At 38.1% G+C, this 1,172-nt stretch carries 1 pseudogene; it reads left to right on the forward strand.

Annotated elements, in window-relative coordinates:
- Positions 1-1,172 (forward strand): annotated as a pseudogene (locus tag ABD909_RS05065) (DEAD/DEAH box helicase family protein); the annotation flags it as partial.

The following is a 1,172-nucleotide window of genomic DNA, read 5'->3' on the forward strand; positions in this document are numbered from 1 at the left end:
ATGCGCATAACACTTGTAAGGGTCAAGAAGTTCGTATTCAACAGATTAATCTGTTTGATTTAGAAAACAGTCAAATCGATTGGGGGACTTATAAAGAAAGAGGACAAGCTGTCCTTAAAGAGCAACCCCAAAAAAAGCTTTTAGATCATCAGATAGAAGCACTGGAAGCTGTCTGTAAAGGTTTACAAGAAGCAGAGCGTGGCAAGTTGATTATGGCATGTGGTACGGGAAAGACTTTCACCAGCCTTAAGATAGCAGAACAAATAGCAGGTCAAGGCAAGCGTGTATTGTTTTTGGTGCCTTCTCTTGCTCTCATGTCACAAACAATCCGTGAATGGACCATTGATACAGAAGTGCCCTTGCGTTCCTTTGCCGTGTGTTCGGATACACAAGTAGGCAAGCATCGTAAAGGGAAACATNCGTGGTCTTTTCGACCTACCATTCCATTCGAGTGATTTCGGATGCACAAAAGGAATATGATTTACCCGAATTTGATCTAATTATTTGTGATGAAGCCCATAGAACAACGGGAGTTGTTTTAGGAACAGACAAGCATGAATCTGAATTTATCAAAGTTCATGATAACAGCATTATTCGAGGTAAAAAACGCCTCTACATGACAGCAACCCCTAAGATCTTTAGTGATAGGCTGAAAAAGAAGGCTGACGTATCCGATGCCGTGCTAGCTTCTATGGATGATGAAGCCCTCTATGGCAAAAATCTTTACACCTATACTTTTTCAAAAGCTCTACAAGATAAACTGTTAACACCTTATAAAGTTATCGTCTTAGCTGTTGATGAAGCAATTATCAACGCAACAATTCAGAAGCGTCTCAAAGATAAAAATTCCGAACTTATTCTTGATGATACAACCAAAATCATTGGCTGCTACAAAGCACTTTCTCAAATAGAAAAGAAAGATAATGACATAAAGCCTATGCGTCGTTCTCTGGCTTTTTGTAAAGATATCAATACATCTCAACTAATTAGCGAAGTATTCAATGATGCTATTGATGTATATCATAACTTTGTTCCCGAAAGTAAGACATCTCTTATCTTTGATGTTAAGCACATTGATGGGACTTTTAATGGTAAAGACCGTAATAAATTGCTTGATTGGCTTAAAGAAGATACAGATGAAAATAATTGCCGTGTACTCAGCAATGTAAGAT

Origin of the sequence: Bartonella acomydis (genome assembly GCF_039543025.1) — a bacterium.
Taxonomy (GTDB): Bacteria; Pseudomonadota; Alphaproteobacteria; order Rhizobiales; family Rhizobiaceae; genus Bartonella; species Bartonella acomydis.